We start from the raw sequence: 16,642 nt of genomic DNA, 5'->3' as shown, positions 1-16,642 counted from the left end.
TCAAAAATTTCACTAAAGTTAAATAAAAAAAGCATCCAATCAAGTGGATGCTTTCTTCAAATTTTATATTTCAATTTTATAAATTTAGAAATAATTTAGGGTTTACAGGCGTGTTGTTTTTATGAACTTCGTAATGTAAATGCGGGCCAGTGCTTCTTCCAGAATTGCCAGATTGTGCAATTACTTCTCCTGCTTTTACATTTTGGTTGGCTTTTACATTAATTTTAGAAAGGTGAGCGTAAAGCGTTGCTAAACCATTGCCATGACTGATGATTACACAGTTTCCGTAACCACTTTTCTGACCTGCAAAAATCACTTTTCCAGTAGCAGTACACATTACATCACTTCCGTAACTTACACCATAATCTATTCCTTTGTGGAATTGCATTTGGTCTTTTTCAGCAGGAGCAGCGTTTTTTGATGCTACGTTAACGTTACTTTTGTTGATTACATTTCCAGCGCTGTCTTTTTCTATTTTTTCAGATGAAATAGCAAGAGGTCTTGCAGAAGCGAGTAGGATTTTCTTAGACGGAATAGGATTTTTTCTCATCCCGAAATTAGAAGAAAGAAAACCGTTATTTATTGGGTGACCAACTGGAACTTGCTGTAAACGTTTTTCTAATTCTACAAGATATTCAGAATATCTAGAACTCTGATTGGACAGATAAACCGAACTAGATAAGCTGTCTCTAGATAGAGCTTCTATACTTAGATTAGAGGCGTTTTTTGCCTTTAAATAATTGTTGATTGTTCTTACTGTATTGTCTACAGCGGCTAAATCATTTTTTAATTTAAAGAAATCTAAGCTGTCTTTTTGGGTGTTAATTTTTACTAAATTGACTTGATAGTTTTTGTCATCTTTTTCTGAATATAATTTTGCAATAACAAAACTTTGCAGAAGGATAACGAAAAGAAGAGCGCCCATGAATAGCTGAACATTCTTCTTTTTTATAAAAAATTTCTTCATTACTTTTTTCTCAGTTTTTCAATTTTTAGCGACGCCAAAATTAATTAAAATATTTTAAATCAATGTTTTTGCACATCCAAAAACGATGAATTATGATAAAAATTATGCCAAAGTATTGTTAATAAAAGTATAAATTTGTTAAAAATAATGGATTATTATTGCTTTTATTATACTTGAAACTCAGTAGGTAAAGTCAATCTGTGAAATCTATTTTTGTTAATATGATTTTTTTAAGGTTTAGCTTCTCACTATAATTTGTATCTTTGTTTTTCTACCAAATTTTTTAAAATGGCTAAAAAGAAAGGCAAAACATTGCCAACTGTTGGGGTTGTAGGAAGCGGCAGTTTCGCTACGGCAATTGTAAAAATGCTATTAGAAAATGCGAAATTGGTGCATTGGTGCGTAAGAAATGAGTTTGTAAAAGGAGCTCTAGAATTGCGCGGTCATAATCCTAATTACCTTACTGCGGTTGCTTTTGATGTAAAAAAACTGAAAATCACTACAGGTATTAATGAGTTGGTTTCTGCGTGTGATATCGTAGTTTTGGCAACTCCTTCTATCTATCTTGCAGATGCAATAGAAAAAATGACTTGCGATTACGAAGGAAAATTATTCGTTTCTGCAATCAAAGGGATTATTCCTAAACATAATGATGTAGTAGCACATTATTTAAGAGATGTTTTTAAAATTGGTTTCAGAAGTCAAGCGGTAATTGCAGGACCTTGTCATGCAGAAGAAGTAGCGATGGAAAGATTGTCTTATCTTACCATTGCAGCAGCAGAAAAAGAACATATTGATGCGCTTAGAGAACTTTTTACTTCGGATTATATTAAGGTAAGCTGTTCCAAAGATATTCTAGGAAATGAATACAGTGCTATTCTTAAAAATATTTATGCTATTGCAGCAGGAATTGCAAGTGGATTAGGTTATGGTGATAACTTTAATGCGGTTTTGGTTTCTAATGCAATTAGAGAAATGGAATTGTTTTTAGATGCAGTTTATCCAGAGCATAGAGAAGTGAATGATAGTGCATATTTAGGAGATTTATTGGTAACTGCTTATTCTCTTTTTTCTAGAAATAGAAACTTAGGAAATCTTATCGGTAAAGGATACACTGTGAAATCTGCGGTACAATCTATGAGCATGGTTGCAGAAGGATATTACGCCACTCGTGGGATTTACGAAATTGCTTACGAAAAGAAACTCAAAACGCCAATCATCAACACAGTTTTCAGTATTTTATATGAAGGAAAAGATGCCGAAAAACAATTTAAAAAATTAACGGAAAAATTAACGTAAAATTAATGGTGCTAAAGCCTTATCGCTTTTTTCAAAATTCATTAACTTTACCACACTTTCTAATTTTCATACAATGACAACTAAATACGAACAAATTTCTAGTTCACTTTTTATCAAAAATCGTAAAAAGTTTGTAGAAAAAATGCAGCCTAATTCTTTGGCTATTTTTAATTCTAATGATATTTATCCAATAAGTTCAGACTCTACGATGCCTTTTGCGCAGCACAGAGATATTTTTTATCTGAGCGGAGTAGACCAAGAGGAGAGCATTTTGTTGATTTTTCCTGATGCTTACAATGAAGAGCACCGCGAAATTCTTTTCTTAAGAGAAACGAATGAACATATCGCTGTTTGGGAAGGCGAAAAATTAACCAAAGAAAAAGCAACTGAAGTTTCTGGAGTGAAAACGGTATTTTGGCTATCAGATTTTGATAGAATTTTCTACAATCTGATGAACGAAGCCGAAAATATTTATCTCAATAGAAATGAGCATTATAGAGCTGTTTTAGAAGTGCAAACTCGTGAAGACAGATTCATCGAAAGAGTAAAAAGAGAGTTCCCGCTTCATGAAATTTTAAGAAGTAATCCTATTCTTCAGCATTTGAGAAGTATCAAAGAGCCAGAAGAAATAGAATTATTACAAAAAGCATGTAACATCACCGAAAAAGGAGTGAGAAGATTGCTTTCTTTCGTGAAACCTGGAGTTTGGGAATACGAAATTGAAGCAGAACTCATGCACGAATTTTTGAGAAATAGAAGTAAAGGTTTTGCGTATACACCAATTATTGCAAGTGGCGAAAACGCAAATGTACTGCACTATATTGCCAATAATATGCAATGTAAAGATGGAGATGTAATTTTACTAGATGTAGGTGCAGAATATGCCAATTATTCATCTGACCTTACCAGAATGATTCCTGTGAATGGTAAATTTACGGCGAGACAAAAAGAGATTTATAATGCAGTATTAGACATGAAAAACTTTGCAACCTCTCTATTAGTTCCTGGAAATAATTGGTATGATTATCATAAAGAATGTGGAGAATTCTACACGTCTAAATTCTTAGAATTAGGACTTCTTGACAAAGCTGATATTCAAAACCAAGATAAAAATTGGCCAGCTTACAAAAAATACATGATGCACGGAACATCTCACCATTTAGGTCTTGATACACATGATTACGGAATTTTAAAAGATAAATTTGTGGAAAATATGGTGTTTACTGTAGAGCCGGGGATTTATCTTCCTGCAGAAGGTTTTGGTGTGAGAATAGAAGATGATATGGTGATTCAGAATTCTGGACCTGCTTTTAATCTGATGAAAAACATTCCGATTGAAGTAGAGGAAATAGAAGAATTGATGAATTCTTAAAAAATAAAAAGGTGTTTCTAAGTCAGAAACACCTTTTTTTATGATTTAAAGAAGTTAATTAAATCCATGTAGTTTTTTTGATTTACGCCATGTCCGTTCATATATTCTCTAAAAGTGAAGAATGCGCCCAGTTCATATAAGAAATCTGCTGCTTTTCTTCCCCATTCTAATGGGATTACAGCATCTTCAGTTCCATGAGAAATAAAAAATCTAAGATGCTGAATTTCTTTTTTGCCTTTAATGTTTTTAAGGATTTTAGGTTCAGGATAAGCACTTAAACAAGCTATTTTCTGAAAATATTCTGGATAAGTAAGCGTCATGGCATACGTAAGAATTCCGCCTTGCGAAAATCCCATCATATTCGTTTTCCCTTCTAATTGATAATGATGTTTAATGTTATCAATAGATTTCATAATCGCTTTCATAGAATCTACCGCCTGTTCTACATCTATAAATTTTTCAGCATCGTTAAAATCAATGTCATACCAAGAAAAACCATTATAATCGGTCATTTTTGGAGCTCTATAACTCACGATAATCCAATCTTCTGGCAAATCATGACGAAAAGAAAATAAATCTTCTTCATTACTTCCATAACCATGAATCATCACCAAAAGTTGAGAATTTGGCGTAATATTTTCGGGTTCTCTTACGATAAATTGTAAATCCATATTGCAAAGATAATTTTTTAAAATTTGATAAGGAGCAAGACGTTTTGTAAATTCTTTCAAACGCAGTCCAGCTTTTCGCTACAATCTTTTTTCAAGAAAAAAAAGGATTTCCGCTGCAATCTGGGCTAGAAGTTTGCTTCCGTTTCTTTTCACTTTACCAATATTTTGCCAAATAAAAAAAACTGACACAAGGTCAGTTTTATAAATTATCAAAATTATTTTTTTAGATGAATGAAGATGGAAATTGCGTTCCTACGGAACGAAAAATCACCAAATTATCGCATCATCACATCATCAAATCACCAAATTATCGCATCATCAAATTATCACATCAACATCCCCACTTTCACCATACAAGCTTTCATTTTTTGGTAAGTTCTTTCAATGTCATGGTCTAAACCAATTGAAAATCTAATCAATCCATCAGAAAGTCCCATGGAAATTCTTTCTTCTTCAGGAATTTCAGATGAGGTAGAACTTCCGCTGCAAGAGAATAATGTTTTATAAAAACCTAAACTTACGGCAAGGTAGCCTAAGTTTTCCTGTTGCATCATTTCCATCAATTCATTGGCTTTGTCTACGGTTCCAGCGTCTAAAGTTAATAAACCACCAAAACCATATTCTTGGTGCGTCATAGATTTCATAAGTTCATGATTTCTGTGAGATTTTAAACCAGGATAATTTACTTTCAGACCATCTTTTTCGAATTTTTCAGCGAGATACATTGCATTTTCGCTGTGTTTTTTCATTCTGATGTGCAAAGTTCTTAGGTTTTTCAAAATACTTGCCGAACGAAAACTGTCCATAGTTGGACCGAGAAGCATACAACTTCCGTTATTTACATTTTTAGTATCGTCTATAAATTGTTGAGAAGCGCAATAAACGCCGCCAACTGTATCGCTGCTTCCGTTGATGAATTTCGTTAAACTGTGAATCACAATATCTGCACCTAAATGTATTGGCGAAATCTGCAACGGAGAAAACGTATTGTCTACAATTAATTTTAAATTATGTTTTTTACAAATTTCAGACAGTTTTCTCAAGTCTGCTACTTCTAATAATGGATTGCTCACGCTTTCGCAATAAATCACCTTCGTATTAGGTTTGATGGCGTTTTCTATCGCTTCAAAATTATTAATGTCTACAAAACTTGTCTCAATGTTAAAAGGAGGCAGGAAGTTTTTCAAAAACGCGTAAGTTCCGCCATAAATCGTTCTGGCTGAAACAATGTGGTCGCCACTTTTACAGATTTGAAGTAGAGTAGAAGTAATTGCGCCCATTCCAGATGCGGTAACATTCGCTGCTTCTGTTCCTTCCATTTTTGCTAAAGCTTGAGCTAAGTATAAATTCATCGGAGATGAATGTCTGGAGTACAAATAGCAACCTTCTGCATTGCCTTCGAAAGTATCAAACATGGTTTTTGCAGATAAAAAAGTATAAGTAGAACTGTCAGAAATTGAAGGATTTACCCCACCGAATTCCCCAAAATATTGTAAGTCTTGAATGGCATTTGCTGCATCGAAATTTTCCATAATATTGAATGTTAATGTAAGAAATTTTCCGTCCTTTAGGATTGAGGAAAAGAAAATTTCTAGTAATAAAATTCTAAAAATTCCAACTTTTTTACAATAATTTTTTTTAATTATAGAAAATAAATCTACTTAAATTTAAATTAATAGAAAAATTTATGATTATATTTGATTTTTGCAAACTTTTGCCAAAAAATAATCTATGGAACTGGACTCAATTGATAAAAAATTGCTCTACTTTCTTCAGGAAGATAGCAAACAAACGACTAAAGAATTGTCTCACAAGTTAGATTTGTCTGTGACGGCGGTTTATGAGCGCATCAAAAAATTAGAAAAGCAAGGCGTTATTTCTAAATATGTGGCGCTGATTGATAAACATAAAGTGGAGAAAAACTTCATCGTGCTCTGTCATGTGAAATTAACGCAACACAAGAAAGAATACGTGTTACAGTTTGAAAAAGAAATTATGACTTTGCCAGAAGTCACAGAATGTTTCCACGTGAGTGGCGATTACGATTATATCTTAAAAATCTGTGTAAAAAACATGGAAGAATACCGAGATTTTATGGTTAAAAAACTCACAACTTTACAACACATCGGTTCTACACACAGTTCTTTTATGATTGCAGAAGTGAAAAATACTACAACGATTGAGGTGTAAAGAAACCTTCAAGGATTCAAAATCCTTGAAGGTTTGGTTAGATAAAAAAAACACGCAAATGGACTGCCCCCAAAAAGTTAGACACTTTTTAGGGGCATTTTTTATGGGGAAAAGTAAATATTCAGTAGACTTTAAATTAAAAGCTATAAAGAGATATCACAAAGGGGATATTGGAACAGACGATTTAGGAAAACGCATTGGAGTTTGTGGTTCCTTGGTTCGTAAATGGATAAAATTTTATGAACTTTATGGAGTTTCAGGACTTGTTCGGCTTTCCAATACGCATTACACAAAAGATTTTAAATTAAAGATTTTATCAGTAATTGAGAAAGAGAATTTAAGTTTAAAAGAAGCGTCGAGAAGGTTTAATATTCCTGCGGAGTCCAGTATTCTTAGTTGGCAGCGAAATTACAAAAAAAATGGTATTTTAGGTTTAGAAAACAGACCCAGAGGAAGACCTAAAACCATGAGTAATTACAAGCGAAAAAAAAAGAAAACAGGCAAGCCCTTAACAAGGGAGGAAGAACTGTTGGAGAGGATTTATTATTTAGAAGCCGAGAACGCCATTTTAAAAAAGTTAGACGCCTTAATTCAGGAAAGGAAAAATCCAAAGCCATCGAAGAGTTAAGGCAGGACTTTGATTTAGCAGTACTGCTGCATTGTACATCGATGGCAAGAAGCAGTTTTTATTACTATCAAAAACGCTTTCAAATGAAAGATAAATATGCGGAAATAAAAGAAATGATTAAGCAGATTTATCATCGTCATAAAGGAAGGTTGGGCTATAGAAGAATTACTTTGCTTTTGAAAGAAAAAGGAATTTTGATTAATCACAAAACTGTTTTACGACTTATGAAAATATTAGGTTTAAAGAGTATTATCCGAGTGAAGAAATATAAATCTTACAAGGGAGAGCAAGGGAAAATTGCGCCCAATGTTCTACAGAGGAATTTCAAATCGGACACTCCTAATCAGAAATGGGCAACCGATGTTACAGAGTTTAATGTATCGGGTAATAAACTTTACCTATCTCCAATCATCGATTTATTTAATGGTGAAATTGTCAGTTTTGACTTATCTGAAAGACCTGTGTTTAGCCAAATCATCAGAATGCTAAAGAAATCATTCAGAAAAGTAAAATCTACACAAAACATCATTCTACATTCTGATCAAGGTTGGCAATATCAAATGAAACATTACCAAAACTTGTTAAAAGAAAAAGGTATTATTCAAAGTATGTCCCGAAAAGGAAACTGTTTGGACAATGCGGTGATAGAAAACTTTTTTGGAACGATAAAATCAGAAATGTTTTATACCAGAAAGTTTGGTTCCATTCAAGAACTTAAGATGGAAATAGTGAAGTACATTCACTATTACAACAATGATAGAATAAGACTCAATCTCAAAGGAAAGAGTCCGGTACAGTACCGAACTCTTTCCTTTGAAAATATTGTTTAATTTTGTCTAAACTTTTGGGTGCAGTCTAAAATCTGCGTGTTTTCTATTTTGTAAATTTTAGATTTCTCTTTTTGGAGTGGCCATCACTCGGTTCATTTTAATCCAACCTAATTTTTCTAAGAGCAACATAATCATGTACGTAACATCTATTTCGTGCCATCTTACACCACCGAAATTAGCTCTTCCGCCGAATTTATGATGATTGTTGTGATAACCTTCGCCAAGCATTAACCAATCAAAACGGAATAAATTTTTAGAAGTGTCGTTCACTTTGAAATTTACATAACCGTAAATGTGACCAAACCAATTGATAATCATTCCGTGAATTGGAGCCATTAAAATAGCCACAGGTAATAATAACCAATGCCACCAATATTCAGAAAAAATAATAAAGAAAACGGTGTAGAAAGCTCCCCAACCAATTCTTGAGTACCATGAACTAGCAAACTTATCGAATGATTTCCACTGAGGAACGTTTTTCGTAAATTTTTCTTCGATGGCAATTTTTTGTTTGTTGATTTGTTGATAAACATTTTTCGTTCTCCACATCATAGCCAGTGGATTAGGGTCGTATTTTGGAGAATGCGGGTCTTTTTCTGTATCGGCAAAAGCATGGTGCATTCTGTGCATTACACCGTAACCATACGCTGAAAGATAATTAGAACCTTGGGTAATCCAAGTAAGAATAAAACACAATTTTTCACCAAACTTAGACATAGTGTAGGTTTGATGTGCTGCGTAACGATGGAGGAAAAAAGTTTGAAAAAATAGTCCTGAATACCATAGGACGATGATGAAAATAATAATAACCATTAATAAGAATTTATAAAGGCACAAATGTAGACATTTGAAAAATGAATGATAAGAAAAAAAACGCTCTAGAGCGTGTTTTTATAATTTATTTAACTATGTATAGCGTTGTAAATTTTATTTTAGACTGCTTTTACAATAAAATATTGTTTTTTCCCTTTTTGAAGGAGTAAAAATTTGCCGTCAATTAAATCTTTTTCGGCAGCTACGAAATCGTCTTTTACTTTTTCTTTGTTTACAGAAATAGCATTTCCTTGTAATTCGCGTTTTGCTTCGCCTTTAGACTTTAGGAAACCAGATTTTTCTGATAATAAATCGATAATGTTACTTCCTAAAACGTCTGATTTAGCTACTTCAGCTTGAGGAACTCCATCAAAAATCTGTAAGAATAATTCTTCATCTAAGCTTACCAAATCTTCTGCAGTGCTTCTGCCGAAAAGGATTTCAGAAGCTTTTAATGCTTTTTCGTATTCTGCTTTTCCATGAACCCAAATCGTAACTTCTTCGGCTAATTTTTTCTGCAATTTTCTTTCGTGTGGAGCAGTTTGGTGCTCTTCAACCAAAGATTCTATTTCTTCTTTTGGTAAAAAAGTATAGTATTTAATGAATCTTTCAGCATCAACATCAGAAGAATTCAACCAAAATTGGTAAAATTTATACGGAGAAGTTCTTTTGGCGTCTAACCAATAATTTTCTCCCGCTTCAGATTTTCCGAATTTAGAACCATCAGCTTTTGTAATCAACGGAACGGTTAATGCAAAGGCTTCACCTTGTGCTTTTCTACGGATTAATTCTGTACCTGTGGTGATGTTTCCCCATTGGTCAGAACCACCCATTTGTAGTTTTACACCATTATTTTTGTATAAATGTAAGAAGTCGTAACCTTGTAATAATTGGTAGGTAAATTCTGTAAAACTCATTCCGTCAACTCCAGCTTCGCCAGAGAAACGTTTTTTCACAGAATCTTTCGCCATCATATAATTTACGGTAAGATGTTTGCCGATATCACGCACGAAATCCAGAAACGTAAAGGTTTTCATCCAATCGTAATTGTTTACCAATTCCGCTTTGTTCGGTTCATTTCCTTCAAAATTTAAAAATCTAGAAAGTTGACCTTTTATGCAATCTACATAATGATTAAGCGTAGCTTCGTCTAACAAATTTCTCTCTGAAGATTTACCAGAAGGGTCGCCAATCATACCTGTTGCACCACCAACTAGAGCAATCGGTTTGTGACCGTGTTGCTGAAAATGCGCCAAAACTTTTATCGGAATTAAACTTCCAATGTGAAGTGAATCTGCGGTAGGATCAAAACCAATATAAGCAGTCGTCATTTCCTTATTCAGTTGTTCATCAGTTCCTGGCATCATATCAGCGTATAAACCGCGCCATTTTAGTTCTTCAATAAAAGCGTTCATTTTCTTAAAAATTTTGAATGGCAAAGATAGGAAATTTGTAGGAAGTAGGAAGCAGGAAGCTGCAAGTTTTTGAGGAGCATACGTTTCTGTGTTTTTTCACTTTCAGGCACGCTTTCCGCACTCGCTTTTTAAAAATTTTTACCTCTCTAACTCTCCTAAAGGAGAAAACCGAAAATTTTTAAAAGAGCTCAAACAATGCTTCAATCGTGGCTAAAATTCATGGGCGGTTTTTCTTTTCACTTTTCTTAAAGTTTGTTTATTCAAACCTTCAAGGATTTAAAATCCTTGAAGGTTTATTTACTTTGGAAACAATCGACGCTCGTGAAGTTTATATTGAGCTTGTCGAAATGCTCGCGCCATAAATCTTATAGACAAAATCTAATCATTTTTTACTTGGCTCTTTTTATTTGGCTCTTACAAAATCCTTATCTTTGCATTTGCAATGGAAAAACCAGAACTTTTACAACTCATCTTTTTGGCCAAAGAAAAAAATCAGAAAGCTCAGACTAAACTGATTAATCTATTTTGGACAGACGTTTTTTCATTTATCATGAAAAAAGTGCATGACGAAAATGCAGCAGATGAACTCACCGTTTCTGTTTTTTCTAAAGTATTGGCGAAATTAGATTTGTATGATGAGAATTTCCAGTTTAAAACGTGGGTTCTCACCATTGCACAAAACTCAATTATCGATTATTGGCGCAAGAAAAGTAGAGATGTAGAAGACGAAACCGAAAATCTTGACGAAGTAAAAAATCAGTTTGAGAAGTCACCAGAAGAAATTATGATTTCTGAACAAGAAGAAAAAAAGATTTTTGATACGGTTGCCAAAATGGATCACAATTATCAAAAAATTATCCATTTAAGATTTTTTGAAGAAAAAAGCATCAAAGAAATTGCAGAAGAACTCAATCTTTCTGTTGCCAATACTAAAGTAAGAATTATGAGAGCCAAAAAAGTTTTGGCAGAATTGTTAAACGAAAATGAGTAAAATCTCTCGCTGATTATACCAGATTGAGCAGATGAAAATCAGCCGAATCATCTAAATCTGTGAGAAAAATTTTAGATATTTATGGAAAATCAAATTCAAGATACCACTACCAATAAACCAAAATGGATTCGTGTAAAACTTCCTACAGGAAAAAATTACAGAGAACTCAGAACTTTGGTTGATAAATATAAACTGAACACCATTTGTCAAAGTGGTTCTTGTCCTAACATGGGCGAATGTTGGGGAGAAGGAACCGCCACTTTTATGATTTTGGGAAATATATGTACCAGAAGTTGTGGATTTTGTGGTGTAAAAACAGGAAAACCTCTTGATGTAAACTGGGATGAACCCGAAAAAGTAGCACGTTCAATCAAATTAATGAAAATTAAACATGCGGTTTTAACTTCTGTAGACCGAGATGATTTGAAAGATATGGGTTCTATAATTTGGGCAGAAACAGTAAATGCAGTGCGCAGAATTTCTCCGGGAACTACTATGGAAACCTTAATTCCAGATTTTCAAGGGATTCATAAACACATCGATAGATTGGTAGAAGTAGCGCCAGAAGTGATTTCTCACAACATGGAGACTGTAAAAAGATTAACCAGAGAAGTGAGAATTCAGGCGAAGTACGAGCGTTCTTTAGAAGTATTAAGATATTTAAAAGAAGCTGGACAAAACCGTACCAAAACAGGAATTATGCTCGGTTTGGGTGAAACCAAAGAAGAAGTTTTTGAAACCATTCAAGATGTGAGAAATGCGAATGTAGATGTGATTACGATTGGGCAATATCTTCAGCCAACCAAAAAACATTTGCCAGTAAAACGTTTTGTAGAGCTAGAAGAATTCGAAGAATACAGAATTTTTGCAGAACAGTTAGGTTTCCGTCATGTGGAAAGTTCGCCTTTGGTGAGAAGTTCTTATCATGCAGAAAAACATATTCATTAATTGAGTTACGGGATTCGAGTTATGAGATTCGCATTTGGTAACTCGGAACTCGGAACTCGAAACTCGAAATTTTTATGAAAAACGCTGTCCTTATTACGATAGGAAACGAGGTTCTGTCTGGAACTACAGTAGATACTAACTCTAATTTTATTGCAAAAGAATTATCAAAAATTGGGATTTCTGTTTCGCAGATTTTTACCATTTCAGATGAAATAGAAATTATTAAAAATACATTACAATCTGCCTTTCAATTGACTGATTTGGTGATTACAACAGGCGGACTTGGCCCGACTAAAGATGATAAAACCAAGAAAGCTTTTTGTGAATTTTTCAATGATGAAATCGTTTATGATGAAGAAACTTTTCAGCATCTGAAAACCAGATTAGAACGCATTGGAAGGTTAGAAATCATCGAAAGAAACAGAGAACAAGCCATGATTCTTTCAAAAGCTAAAGTTTTCCAAAATCACAACGGAACTGCACCGAGTTTGATGGTAGAAGATAACGGCAAAATAGCGATTTGTCTTCCTGGTGTTCCTTATGAAGTGAAACCTTTGGTGAAAGACCAAATTATTCCTTACTTACAAAAAGAATTTGAATCTAATTTTTTAAAAATTAGAACCGTTTCTGTGGTGAATTACCCAGAAAGTTTATTGTCTGATGCTTTGGAAGAATGGGAACTGAATTTACCTGAAAATTTTTCACTTTCTTATTTGCCAATCGCCAATAGAGTGAAGTTGAAATTAACGGCTTCAGGAAAGGATTTAGAAGTTTTAGAAAATCAATTAGAAGAAGAAATTTCTAAAATTAGACCATTGCTGAAAGCACATATTATTTCTGAAAATGGCGACAAAATAGAAGAAATTTTACATGATTTTTTAATTTCTAGAAACTTGACGATTTCTACCGCCGAAAGTTGTACTGGTGGAGAATTATCACACTTAATTACAAGTGTTTCTGGAAGTTCTAATTACTTTTTAGGGGGAATTTGCACCTATCAGACACAGAAAAAAACGGAGATTTTAGGTGTTTCAGAAGATTTAATCAAAGAGAAAACGGTAGTTTCAGCAGAAGTTGCGCAAGCGATGAGTTTGGGTTGTCAGCAATTATTTAAAACAGATATTGCACTTTCTACCACTGGAGTTGCAGGACCAAATTCAGATGACTTCAATTCAGAAATTGGGACTGTTTTTTATTCGATTAGAGTAAAAGATTTTGAAAAAACGTTCAGATTGTATCTTCCTCATTTAGAGCGCAAAGATTTCATGAATTTTGTTTCGCAGAAAGTTTTGCAGGATTTAATTCAGATTTTAATTCAAGAAAATCTTTAAAAATCACCTTTCTCATGTAATAAAATGGCGCAAACAGTTGTTATATCTTTAAAATAATGTAGAATGAAATCGCCATAATGAAAAAAATCAAACATCAATGAATGTTCAGCGATTGCATAAGACCTTTAAAAAACAATAAATATCTACTTATGAAAAAAATAATTTTTAGTTTCCTAGTTCTTTTGGTTCAGGTAGCTTATTCGCAAACTTCCAAAAATTTTGGAGATTTCAGCGCAGTAAAGGTTTATGATAGAATTAATGTAACCCTTGTAAAATCCAATGAAAATAAAATTCAGGTAAAAGGTGATGATCCAGATGTGGAAATTGTCAATAAAAATGGGGAACTCAAAATCAGAATGATTCCTACTAAGCTTATGCAAGGCGACAAATCTGAAGTGACTGTTTTTTATGAAGATATAAACGAAATTCAAGCGAGTCAAGGTTCTAAAATCACTTCTGATGGAACTATAGACACCAAAATGCTCAGCATTACTTCAAATGAAGGTTCTACGCTAAATTTACAAGTAGATGTGAATTTATTAAATTCTAAAGCCAATTCTGGTGGTGTCATTAATGTGTCTGGAACTGCCGAAATTCAAGATATTTTGGTGAATTCTGGTGCACAATTTTACGGAAGAGATTTAGATTCAGAAACCGTTACCATCACTGCAAATGCAGGTGGGTTTGCAGAAGTAAATGCCTCTAAAATCCTTAATGCCACTACTAGAGCAGGAGGAAATATAGACGTCTATGGTTCTCCCAAAGACAGAAATACCAAAAATGTTTTAGGCGGAAAGATCACTTTCAAATAAATAAATCGAAGCCAGAGTTTTAAACTTTGGCTTTTTTGATTTTAAAACGTAACAATTTCTTATAAATTTGTACTTATTCATCATTAATTAATCATACAGAAATGAAAAAAATATCAATCGCTGTGTTGGCTTTTTCAGGAATGCTCATTTTAGAATCTTGTGGCACTCAGAAACAAGCAACTACAGAACCTACACCTGCTCCAATTGAAGAATTAAAACCAGCAGAACTTCCAGAAAACGGAATTGCCATTGAACTGATGGACAAATCTGTTCGTCCGCAAGACGATTTTTACAACTATGTAAACGGAACTTGGATGAAGACTGCTCAGATTCCTGCGGATAAAGCAAGCTGGGGAAGTTTCAATGAATTAAGAGAGAAAACTGACCTTAATTCTCTTAAAATTTTAGACAATTTATTGAAAGAAACTTACGCTAAAGGAACTGAAGGTCAAAAAATTCAGGATATTTATGCTACTTACATGGATATGGATAAGCGTAATGCAGACGGAATTGCTCCTATTAAAGGTGATTTAGCGAAAATTGACGCCATTAAAACCATGGCAGATTTACAAAAATATTTAGTAGAAGCTACCAAAACTGGAGATAATCCATTTTATGGATGGGGAGTTTACGCAGACCTTAAAAATTCTACGGATAATGCAGTTTACATGGGAGATGTAAACCTTGGTTTAGGAAGAGATTATTATCAAAAAGATAATGAAGAAAACACCAAAACCATCGGTCAATACAAAGATTATTTAACCAAATTATACACGGTTTTAGGTTATAAAAATCCAGAAGTTGCAGCTCAAAAAGTAGTTGACTTTGAAAAAACTGCCGCTCAAACTTTAATCCCTAATGAAAAAATTAGAGATGCTAATCTTCAATACAATCCGAAGACGTTGTCAGAGTTAAAATCTTTAGTGAAAAATGTAGATTTACCATCTTATCTTAAAAACGCTGGTGTAAATACAGACAGAGTAATCATCGGTGAATTAGAGTATTATAAAAATTTAGATAAATTTTTGAATGCTAAAAATTTACCTTTCATCAAAGATTTCTTAAAAGTGAAATTATTGAACGGAAGCGCTTCTGTTTTAGATCAAAAATTGGACGATTTACAGTTTGATTTCTACGGAAGAACTTTGAGCGGACAAAAAGAACAACGTGCTATGAACAAACGTGCACTTTCTACGATAAATGGTGTTCTTGGTGAAGCTTTCGGGAAATTATATGTAGATAAATATTTCTCTGCCGAAGCAAAAGCAGAAATGGTAACTTTAATTGATTATCTTAAAAAATCTTACGTTCAGCATATTTCTAATCTTTCTTGGATGAGTGATGAAACCAAAACAAAAGCATTAGATAAATTATCAAAATTCACCGTAAAAGTAGGTTATCCAGATGAGTGGAAAGACTATTCTAAATTACAAGTACTTTCTAAAAATGAAGGAGGAACATTATACGGAAATCTTAAAAACGTAGCAGATTGGGCTTATCAAAAAGAATTAGATAAAGTAGGCAAGAAAGTTGACAAAAAAGAGTGGGGAATGACTCCTCAAACGGTAAATGCTTACTACAACCCAGTAAATAACGAAATCGTTTTTCCAGCTGCTATTTTACAAGCGCCTTTCTTTGATTTCAAAGCTGATCCTGCCGTGAATTTTGGAGGAATCGGAGCAGTAATTGGTCACGAAATTTCTCACGGATTTGATGATTCAGGAGCAATGTTCGATGGAGATGGAAACCTTAAAAATTGGTGGACTGATGCTGATAAAAAGAACTTTGAAGAAGCGACTAAAAAATTAGCAGAACAATACAGCAAATATGAACCTGTAAAAGGAACTTTCGTAAACGGTTTATTTACCAATGGCGAAAATATTGCAGATTTAGGTGGAGTTGCCATTGCTTATGACGCATTACAAATGTATCTTAAAGACAAAGGAAATCCAGGATTAATCAGTGGTTACAACCAAGACCAAAGATTTTTCTTAAGTTGGGGAACCATCTGGAGAACTAAATCTACAGAAAAATACATGATTAATCAGGTGAAAACAGATCCGCATTCACCAGGTTTATACAGAGCTTTTGGTCCGTTGGTAAATGTAGAAGCATTCTACAACGCTTTCGAAGTGAAAGAAGGCGACCAACATTATAAAAAACCAGAAGAAAGAATCAAAATCTGGTAAGAAACCAAATTTTTCTCAACATAAAAACCTCAAAACCACAGAATTTTCTGTGGTTTTTTATTATTTATGAAGTCTATTGAAACAAATTCAAATTTTTATCAACTAATCATAATAAAACTGATGATTTTATTAAATTTGAACAATTAATAATGAACTATATATGAAATTGCCGTACTGAAAAAAATA

General features: G+C 33.4%; 14 protein-coding genes. 9 read left to right on the top strand and 5 right to left on the bottom strand.

Translation table 11 applies throughout. The features are described 5' to 3' along the window. Positions 1-76: 76 nt before the first annotated feature. A complete protein-coding gene (locus KKQ79_RS08195) occupies positions 77-967 on the bottom strand; it encodes a M23 family metallopeptidase (RefSeq protein ID WP_213189713.1) in 891 nt (296 codons plus the stop codon). A 288-nt stretch (positions 968-1,255) separates the two neighbouring features. Here KKQ79_RS08195 and KKQ79_RS08190 point away from each other — a divergent pair, with 288 nt between their 5' ends. Together KKQ79_RS08190 and KKQ79_RS08185 are read left to right on the top strand one after the other, a co-directional pair. Beyond that, complete coding sequence (locus KKQ79_RS08190) at positions 1,256-2,266, top strand: NAD(P)H-dependent glycerol-3-phosphate dehydrogenase (protein ID WP_213189712.1); 1,011 nt, start codon at positions 1,256-1,258, stop codon at positions 2,264-2,266. A gap of 73 nt (positions 2,267-2,339) precedes the next feature. After that, positions 2,340-3,638 (top strand): aminopeptidase P family protein, encoded by a 1,299-nt coding sequence (locus tag KKQ79_RS08185; protein ID WP_213189711.1) that lies wholly within the window; start codon positions 2,340-2,342, stop codon positions 3,636-3,638. A gap of 38 nt (positions 3,639-3,676) precedes the next feature. Here the strand turns inward: KKQ79_RS08185 and KKQ79_RS08180 are convergent, their stop codons facing one another. Both KKQ79_RS08180 and KKQ79_RS08175 read right to left on the bottom strand, forming a co-directional pair. Continuing rightward, complete coding sequence (locus KKQ79_RS08180; protein WP_213189710.1) at positions 3,677-4,309, bottom strand: alpha/beta hydrolase; 633 nt, start codon at positions 4,307-4,309, stop codon at positions 3,677-3,679. A gap of 326 nt (positions 4,310-4,635) precedes the next feature. Further along, entirely contained in the window at positions 4,636-5,841 is a 1,206-nt protein-coding gene (locus KKQ79_RS08175) for an aminotransferase class I/II-fold pyridoxal phosphate-dependent enzyme (RefSeq protein WP_213189709.1), read from the bottom strand. Positions 5,842-6,040: 199 nt separating this feature from the next. Here KKQ79_RS08175 and KKQ79_RS08170 point away from each other — a divergent pair, with 199 nt between their 5' ends. Continuing rightward, complete coding sequence (locus KKQ79_RS08170; protein ID WP_104793278.1) at positions 6,041-6,499, top strand: Lrp/AsnC family transcriptional regulator; 459 nt, start codon at positions 6,041-6,043, stop codon at positions 6,497-6,499. A 103-nt stretch (positions 6,500-6,602) separates the two neighbouring features. After that, a protein-coding gene (locus KKQ79_RS08165; protein ID WP_095072675.1) for an IS3 family transposase occupies positions 6,603-7,957 on the top strand; the annotation gives its coding sequence in 2 pieces (ribosomal slippage) (positions 6,603-7,077 and positions 7,077-7,957; 1,356 coding nt in all). Positions 7,958-8,014: 57 nt separating this feature from the next. Here KKQ79_RS08165 and KKQ79_RS08160 read toward each other — a convergent pair. Together KKQ79_RS08160 and tyrS are read right to left on the bottom strand one after the other, a co-directional pair. Next, positions 8,015-8,770: an acyl-CoA desaturase gene (locus KKQ79_RS08160; protein ID WP_213189708.1), complete on the bottom strand. Its 756-nt coding sequence runs from the start codon at positions 8,768-8,770 to the stop codon at positions 8,015-8,017. A 119-nt stretch (positions 8,771-8,889) separates the two neighbouring features. Further along, on the bottom strand, positions 8,890-10,185 hold the full coding sequence (gene tyrS, locus KKQ79_RS08155) for a tyrosine--tRNA ligase (protein WP_213189707.1): 1,296 nt from the start codon (positions 10,183-10,185) through the stop codon (positions 8,890-8,892). Positions 10,186-10,627: 442 nt separating this feature from the next. On the opposite strand from tyrS, the gene KKQ79_RS08150 reads away from it, so the two are divergent. The 5 genes from KKQ79_RS08150 to KKQ79_RS08130 all read left to right on the top strand — a co-directional run bounded on the left by KKQ79_RS08150 (position 10,628) and on the right by KKQ79_RS08130 (position 16,456). Beyond that, complete coding sequence (locus KKQ79_RS08150; protein ID WP_213189706.1) at positions 10,628-11,176, top strand: RNA polymerase sigma factor; 549 nt, start codon at positions 10,628-10,630, stop codon at positions 11,174-11,176. Positions 11,177-11,257: 81 nt separating this feature from the next. Further along, positions 11,258-12,124 (top strand): lipoyl synthase, encoded by an 867-nt coding sequence (gene lipA / locus KKQ79_RS08145; protein ID WP_069797157.1) that lies wholly within the window; start codon positions 11,258-11,260, stop codon positions 12,122-12,124. 74 nt (positions 12,125-12,198) lie between these two features. Continuing rightward, on the top strand, positions 12,199-13,455 hold the full coding sequence (locus tag KKQ79_RS08140; protein WP_213189705.1) for a CinA family nicotinamide mononucleotide deamidase-related protein: 1,257 nt from the start codon (positions 12,199-12,201) through the stop codon (positions 13,453-13,455). A gap of 149 nt (positions 13,456-13,604) precedes the next feature. Beyond that, the gene (locus KKQ79_RS08135; RefSeq protein ID WP_213189704.1) at positions 13,605-14,267 is read left to right on the top strand and encodes a head GIN domain-containing protein; all 663 of its coding nucleotides are present in this window, start codon (positions 13,605-13,607) and stop codon (positions 14,265-14,267) included. 101 nt (positions 14,268-14,368) lie between these two features. Continuing rightward, the gene (locus tag KKQ79_RS08130) at positions 14,369-16,456 is read left to right on the top strand and encodes a M13 family metallopeptidase (RefSeq protein ID WP_213189703.1); all 2,088 of its coding nucleotides are present in this window, start codon (positions 14,369-14,371) and stop codon (positions 16,454-16,456) included. The last annotated feature ends 186 nt before the right edge of the window (positions 16,457-16,642 follow it).

The sequence above is a fragment of the Cloacibacterium caeni genome, assembly GCF_907163125.1.
Classification (GTDB): Bacteria; Bacteroidota; Bacteroidia; order Flavobacteriales; family Weeksellaceae; genus Cloacibacterium; species Cloacibacterium caeni_B.
This window is presented reverse-complemented; position numbering and strand designations above follow the sequence as displayed.